We start from the raw sequence: 6,927 nt of genomic DNA, 5'->3' as shown, positions 1-6,927 counted from the left end.
CCACCCAAACCCACCCAACGCCCCCCACCCGCACGGGGACACGGTCGGTGCAACCCGGTGCCCCGAGGGCCACCCCCCTCAGGAGCGCGGCCGGGTGCGAAGGAGTTCGCCCCACCCGACTTCCTGCGCACGTCGTGCCCTCCCCATTGTCCCGGCACGGCCCGTGGGTTCTTCCCGGCGAGGCTCCCGGGCTCCCCGCCCGGGCCCCGGGTCCTTCCCGCTACCGCCGCCGACCCGCCGCCAGCAGCTCGGGCACGCTGGCGAGCTTCACCCGGGGCCGCCCCTCGGCCTCGCCCCGCTCGCGTTCCGCGCGCTCCACCGCCCGCAGCTCCCGCAGCCCCACCGCGTCCGGCCGCCGCCGGCGCACCAGCCGCTCGAAGTCCCTGCGGCCCGCCCCCGGGACGGGCAGCGCCCGGGCGGCCGCGTCGTCCAGCAGCGCGTCCACGGTCTCCCGCGCGCAGGCCCGGTTGGCGCCGATCCCGCCGGACGGCCCGCGCTTGGCCCAGCCCACCACGTACGTCCCCGGCAGCGGCCGGCCGGTCGCCGGGTCGACGACCCGCCCGTTCCGGTGCGCGACCGTCCCGGCCCGCTCGTCGAACGGCAGCCCGGGCAGCGGTACGCCCCGGTGTCCGATCGAGCGCACCACCAGCCCGGCCCGGAGCACGTCCCTCGCCCCCGTGCCCTGGACCCGGCCGTCCGCCGTCGGGGTGGTCCGCTCGACGGTCAGGGCCTCGACCCGCCCGTCCCCGGAGAGTTCGACCGGCGCCGACAGGAACCGCAGCACGATCCGCCGCCCCGGCCCGGGCTCCGCGGACCCGTCGAACGGCACCAGCGGCAGCCCGGCGAGCAGCCCCGCTCCCGCCGCCGTGCCCGACCCGGTGACCGACCACGCGCCGGACCCCGATCCCGATCCCGCTTCCGCTCCGGCCGCCTCGATCGCCGCCCGCACCTCCGGGTGGTCCTCGACCACCACCTCGACGCCCGGCAGCTGCCGCAGGGCCAGGAACTCCGCCCTGGTCCACGCCGCCTGTCCGGGCCCGCGCCGGGCGAGCAGCACGACCTCCCGGACCCGGCTGCGGCGCAGCGCGGCCAGGGCGTGGTCGGCGATGTCGGTGGCGGCGAGCCGGTCGGGGTCGGTGAGCAGGATGCGGGCGATGTCCACCGCGACGTTGCCGTTGCCGATCACCACCACGCGCTGGGCCGACAGCTCCACCGCGTCGGCGGGCACGGTCGGTTCGGCGTTGTACCAGCGGACGAAGGCGGTCGCGGGCAGGCTGCCCGGCAGGTCCTCGCCGGGGACGCCGAGCCGTCGGTCGGCGGCCGCGCCGACCGCGTACACCACCGCGTGGTGGTGCGCGGCGAGCTCCTGGTGGGTGAGGTCCGTGCCGATCTCCACGTTGAGGTGCATCCGCAGCCGGGGGTCGCGGAAGACGCTCGCGAAGCTCTCCGCGATCCGCTTGGTGGACTGGTGGTCGGGCGCGACGCCGTGCCGCAGCAGGCCGCCGGTGACCGGCAGCCGGTCGATCATGGTGATCTCGGCGCTGGTGCCGCGCAGCAGTTCCTGCGCGGTGTACCCGGCGGAGGGGCCGGTGCCGACGACCGCGATCCGCAGCGCGCCGAGTTCGTCCGGCAGGCTGCGCGGGAAGCTGGGCGCGCCCCAGGCGTGGTCGCTGGGGTGGTCGCGGAACCAGTCGCGGTTGAGGTCGCCGAACACGGTGTCGGGCCCGCGCAGCCGGTCGACCGGGTACACCGCGTCCACCGGGCAGGCGTCCGCGCAGGCGCCGCAGTCGATGCAGGCCCGCGGGTCGATGTACAGCATGTCGGTGGTGCCGAACTCCGGCTCGTCCGGGGTCGGGTGGATGCAGTTGACCGGGCAGACGGACACGCACGAGGCGTCGTTGCAGCAGGTCTGGGTGATCGCGTAGGCCATGGCCGGGTGGGGTCCTCGCTGCGCGTGGGGGGATGGGGCGGCGTGGTGGCGACGGTCCGTCAGAGCATGTGCACCCGGCGGTAGACGGCCGCCGAGCGGCTGGTGAGCAGTCCGGTCTCGGCGAGGAAGGCCATCAGGTGCCGGGAGCTGGTGCGCATCATCGCCTTGCGGTGCTCGCTGGCCCGCACCTCGGCGAGCGCCCGCGGCACGTCGAGCCCGGCGGCCTTGTAGACGCCCGGGTGCACCATGCTGGTGACGATGACGTACGCGCCCACGGCGATGCCGGTGGCGGAGGCGCGCCGGCGGGCGGGGCTCGCGTGGCGCATCCGTTCGCGGATCTCCTGCCGGGCGAACTTCATGTGCCGGGACTCCTCGACCACGTGGATCCGGGAGGTGCCGCGGACGATCTCCAGGACGTTCTCGCCGCGCATCCAGTCGCGCTGCATGACGTCGAGCACCTCTTCGGCCACCAGGATGCCGCCGTAGGCGAGTTCGCCCTTGGCGAGCGCCTTGAAGGCGCGGCCGGCCTGGGCGATCAGCTTGTGCGGACGGTAGGCGGGGACGCCCATCCTGGCGCAGGCCCGGGCGAACATGATCGAGTGGCGGCACTCGTCGGCGATCTCGGTGAGCGCGAACTGGAACGCGGCGTCGGCGGGGTTCCTGAGGTACTGGTCGCGCAGCACCATCTGCTGGAGGATCATCTCGAACCAGATGCCGGTGTTCATGATCGAGCAGACCTCGTGCCGGGTGAGCACGACCCGCTGCCGCTCGGTCATCTCGTCCCACAGCCGGGTGCCGTAGAGGGTGCTCCACTCCGGGTTGAGGCCGTAGTGGTCCTCCGGGAGGGGGGCGTCCCAGTCGATCTCGGTCGAGGGGTCGTAGGAGAGGGTGGCGGCCGACTCCAGCAGCCGCTTCGAGACGTCGTCGTCGGCCTCGGTGTGGCCGTGCCCCGTCTGCCGGGTGAGCGCCATGGCTGCCTCCAGGTGCCTGTCTCCGCGGGCTCCCGCTCACCCGCTTATTAGACGGACAGTACAATAAGAGCCGGTCGCCGAGAACCCCCTGTGCGGCAACGACCCGGCGCGCGGGCGTACGGTTCGCGCCCCCTTTCCATCCCGGGTCCGTCCCGGGTGCGTCCCACCGCGCGCCGAAGGGCGGAACCCGCCCGCCGGGGCCCGCCCTTCGCCGTACCCTCTGCTGCGCCGTACCCTCCGCTGCGCCGGCCGCGCCGCCGCGCCGTACGCGCTACGCCTCGCCGATCGCCTGCCGCAGCGCCTCCGCCGCCTCGGCCGTCGCCTCCCGGAAGCGGCCCCCGATGCCGAGGTAGTTGGCGTACCCGTGGATGAGGTCCGGCTGCCGGCTCAGCCGCACCGCGACCCCGGCCTCCTCCAGCGCCCGCGCGTACGCCTCGCCCTCGTCGCGCAGCGGGTCGAAGCCCGCGGTGCCGATGTACGCGGGCGGCAGACCGGTCAGGTCCTCGGCGAGCAGCGGCGACAGCCGCGGGTCGGTGCGGTCGGCGGGCGCGGGCGCGTAGCGGTCGGCGAACCAGTCCATGTCCGCGTCGGTCAGGAAGAACCCGTCGGCGAACAGCCCGCGCGAGGGGCGCCGGGCCGAGGCGTCGGTCGCCGGGTAGAGCAGCAGTTGGAACACCGGGGCGGGCCCGCCCCGCCGGACGGCCTGCTGGGCGACGACGGCGGCCAGGTTGCCGCCCGCGCTGTCCCCGCCGACCGCGATCCGCTCCGGGTCCGCGCCCAGGTCGGCCGCCTCGGCGTGGGCGTGGTCGAGGGCGGCCAGCGCGTCCTCGGCCGCCGCCGGGAACACGTGCTCGGGCGCCAGCCGGTACTCCACCGACAGCACCCGCACCCGCGCCCGCCGGGCGAGGAAGCGGGCGACGTGGTCGTGGCTGGCCCGGCTGCCGACCACCCAGCCCCCGCCGTGCAGGAAGACCAGCAGGCCGGAGCCCGTCGCCAGCCCGTCCGGGGTGTACAGCGTGGCGGCCAGTTCGCCGTGCTCCCGCGGGATGCCGATGCTCCGCGCGGCCACCGCACGGTCCTGCGGCCCGCCCACCAGGTGCCGCGCGTGCTCCATCGCGGCCCGCGACGACCCGACCCCGCCCGGCATCACCAGGGCCGCCCCGGACAGCCGTTGGAGCTTGAGCATCAGCTGCGCGTCCAGCGCGAGCGTCTGCCCGTCGCGGACCACCGGCTTGCCCGCGATGGCCCGCCGCAGGCCCTCCGGCAGGGCGTACGCGGCGCGGACGACGGCGGCCTGGATCCGGACGGGCGGTGGGATCGTCATCTCTTCTGCCTCCTGAGGGCGGCCCGGAACGGTGTCGGGCGGTGGCGGGTCGGTGTCGGGGCGGTTCTGCCGGAACCGGGAGCCCATGATGGGCCCCTCCCACCGGACGTGGAAGCCTCCTGGACACTGCCTGAACCCGCCCTCGACCCCGCCGCGCGCCCTCGACCCCGCCGCGCGCCCTCGACCCCGCCGCGCGCCGTCAGGCCCGCCCGCTCAGGCGCCGCGCCGGTCCTGCGCGTCGAAGGACGCCAGCGTGCGCGCGCCCGGTGCGAGCGCCCGGCGCAGTGCGGCCAGCACGTCCGCCTCCAACCCGCCCACGGCCTCGGCGAGTTCCTCCGCCACGTCCGCCGCGATCTCCTCGGCCACGGCGTCCTCGACCGTACGGGGCCCCAGTTTGCTGACGGCGGCCGCGGCCCGGGCGGGGGTGAGCAGGGCGGAGGCCTGGACGAGGAGCCAGGCCGGGACGCCGGCCGCGCCCCGGGGCGGGGGGAGGTACGGGCGGGCGCCGTCGTAGCGGTCGTCCTCGGCGAAGGCCTGCTGCTTCACCTTCACCAGCGGACGGGCCGGGCCGGACTCGTGCCACTCGCCGGCGGGTTTGAGGACGTACCCCTCGGCGAGGTTGTCCGGCAGCTCGGGCAGGCCGAACAGCGCGGGCACCCGGGTGGGGTAGCGCACCGGCAGGTCGTGCAGGGTGGTCAGGGGGCCGTGCCCGAGCAGGGGCACGCAGGTGAGCCCGGCGGCCCGCGCGGCCGTGCGCAGGGTGCGGTCGGCGATCCACCGACGGCCCTCGGGCGTCTCGACGGTGGCGTCGAACGGCAGCCAGCGCAGGCCGGGGGCGTACCAGACGCCGGTCTGGACCGGGTCGACCCCGGGGGCGGCGGGCACCCCGGGGTGCGGGTAGCGGCCGCCGGCCAGTTCCCCGTAGATCGTCACCGCGGCGGCGCCGTCCCCGCGCACCGCGGCACCGTCCCGGGTCCCGCGCACCGCGGCGGCGAACCTGGCCGCCGCGACGGACAGTTCGGGCCAGATCCGGCTGACGCCGAAGAAGGCGTCCAGGCCCTCGTCGTCCAGCAGTTCACGCCGCTTCGCGGCCCGCACCGAGCCGCCCTCGCAGACCACCGCGAAGTGCGCCCCGTGCACCTTCTCGGCCGCGGTCCACTCCCGGCTGCCGGGCCCGCCGGAGCGGCCGCGCGCGGGGATCTTGGGGTAGGGCCGCAGCTCGGGCCCGTCTGACTCCGTCTCGAAAACCGTCTCGGACACGAACGGCATCCTCGCCGCCGGGCCCGCCGCCCGGCAACCGGGATTCCGGCGGGCAACCGGGATTCCGGCGGGCGACCGGGATTCCGGCGGGCGACCGGCGGCGCCGGGGCGCCGCGCGGCCGGCGGGGGTCAGATCCCCCAGGCCGCCCGCAGCTCCGCGAAGGCCTCGTGGAACCCCGGGAAGGTCTTCCGCACGCAGCCCGGGTCGTCGAAGGTGATGCCGGGCGTGCGCAGCGAGGTGACGGCGAAGGACATCACGATCCGGTGGTCGGAGTGGGTGGTGATCTCGGCCGGGCGCGGGGTGCCGGGCCGGATCTCGATCCAGTCGTCCCCGGTGGCCACGGTGATGCCCATCGCGCGCAGGTTGTCGGCGCAGGCCTCCAGCCGGTCGCACTCCTTGACCCGGGTGTTGTGGACGTCCTCGATCCGCACCGGGCCGGTGGCGAACGGGGCGATGGCCGCGAGCGTGGGCATGGTGTCGGAGACGTCCCGCATGTTGACGGTGATTCCGCCGAGCGGGCCGTCGCCGGCCACGGTCGTGCGGTCGCCGCCGACGTCCACCCGGGCGCCCATCCGCCGCAGCACGTCCACGAACCGCAGGTCGCCCTGGAGCGTGTTCCGGCCGAGGCCCGGGACGGTGACCTCGCGGCCGGCCAGGGCGGCGGCGGCGAAGAAGTAGCTGGCGGTGGAGGCGTCCGGTTCGATCGGGTGGTCGGCGGCCCGGTAGCCGCCGGCGGGCACCTCGAACACCTCGCCGGCGGGGGTCCGTTCCCGCTTCACCTCGACCCCGAAGTCGCGCATCATCGCCAGGGTGATGCCGATGTACGGGGCGGAGACCAGCCGGGTGACGGTGATCCGCAGGCCGTCCCGGGTGAGCGGGCCGAGCAGCAGCAGCGCGGTCAGGTACTGCGAGGACTGCCCGGCGTCCAGGGTGAGTTCACCGCCGCGGACGCCGTCGGCGACGACCGTCAGCGGGTGGTGCCCCTCGGCCCCCTCGTGCCGCAGGTCCACGCCCAGCTCGCGCAGCGCCCGGGTGAGCGGGGCGACCGGGCGGCGGCGCATCTGGGCGGAGGCGTCGAAGCGGTAGGTGCCGCGGCCAGCGGCGGCGAGGGTGGGCAGGAAGCGCGCGGTGGTGGCGCCGTCCCGGCAGTACACCTCGGCGTCCGGCACGGCGGGCCCGGACGGGCGGCCCTCCACCCGCCAGGTGTCGGCCGTCCGTTCGATCCGGTACCCGAGGGTGTCCAGGCCCTGCACGAAGCCCTCGGTGTCGTCCGAGGACAGCGGGCGGCGCAGGGTGGTCACGCCCTCGGCGGCGGCGGCCAGGAACAGGGCCCGGGCGGTGATGGACTTGGATCCCGGGATCTCCACAGCGGTCACGGCAGGCTCTCCCAACACGAGTGTCCGAACAGGCGTCTCCGGTGACGTCGGGCCCGATCCTGCCC

Annotated in this window: 5 protein-coding genes; all 5 read right to left on the bottom strand. The window is 76.0% G+C overall.

Features of this window, described 5'->3' with window-relative positions:
• Positions 1–220: 220 nt before the first annotated feature.
• Entirely contained in the window at positions 221–1,930 is a 1,710-nt protein-coding gene (locus ACFVGO_RS06440; protein ID WP_380630971.1) for an FAD-dependent oxidoreductase, read from the bottom strand.
• Positions 1,931–1,989: 59 nt separating this feature from the next.
• Positions 1,990–2,901 carry a diiron oxygenase gene (locus ACFVGO_RS06435; protein WP_359913609.1) on the bottom strand — a complete coding sequence of 304 codons (912 nt, stop codon included), beginning with the start codon at positions 2,899–2,901 and terminating at the stop codon, positions 1,990–1,992.
• Positions 2,902–3,172: 271 nt separating this feature from the next.
• Entirely contained in the window at positions 3,173–4,225 is a 1,053-nt protein-coding gene (locus tag ACFVGO_RS06430; RefSeq protein ID WP_380358149.1) for an alpha/beta hydrolase, read from the bottom strand.
• Between the two features lie 213 nt (positions 4,226–4,438).
• Positions 4,439–5,485, bottom strand: a complete 1,047-nt coding sequence (locus ACFVGO_RS06425) for an RNA ligase family protein (protein ID WP_380630970.1) — start codon at positions 5,483–5,485, stop codon at positions 4,439–4,441.
• Positions 5,486–5,614: 129 nt separating this feature from the next.
• Entirely contained in the window at positions 5,615–6,862 is a 1,248-nt protein-coding gene (gene aroA, locus ACFVGO_RS06420; protein ID WP_380630969.1) for a 3-phosphoshikimate 1-carboxyvinyltransferase, read from the bottom strand.
• Positions 6,863–6,927: the final 65 nt, after the last annotated feature.

This window comes from Kitasatospora sp. NPDC057738, from assembly GCF_042798815.1.
Lineage (GTDB): Bacteria > Actinomycetota > Actinomycetes > Streptomycetales > Streptomycetaceae > Kitasatospora > Kitasatospora lactacystinica.
The sequence above is the reverse complement of the archived record's forward strand: the minus strand, read 5'-3'. Positions and strand labels throughout refer to the sequence as shown.

Coding starts and splice junctions, on each gene's coding strand:
- ACFVGO_RS06435 (WP_359913609.1), bottom strand. CDS start 2,901: ATGGCGCTCACCCGGCAGACGGGGCACGGCCACACCGAGGCCGACGAC.
- ACFVGO_RS06430 (WP_380358149.1), bottom strand. CDS start 4,225: ATGACGATCCCACCGCCCGTCCGGATCCAGGCCGCCGTCGTCCGCGCC.
- ACFVGO_RS06440 (WP_380630971.1), bottom strand. CDS start 1,930: ATGGCCTACGCGATCACCCAGACCTGCTGCAACGACGCCTCGTGCGTG.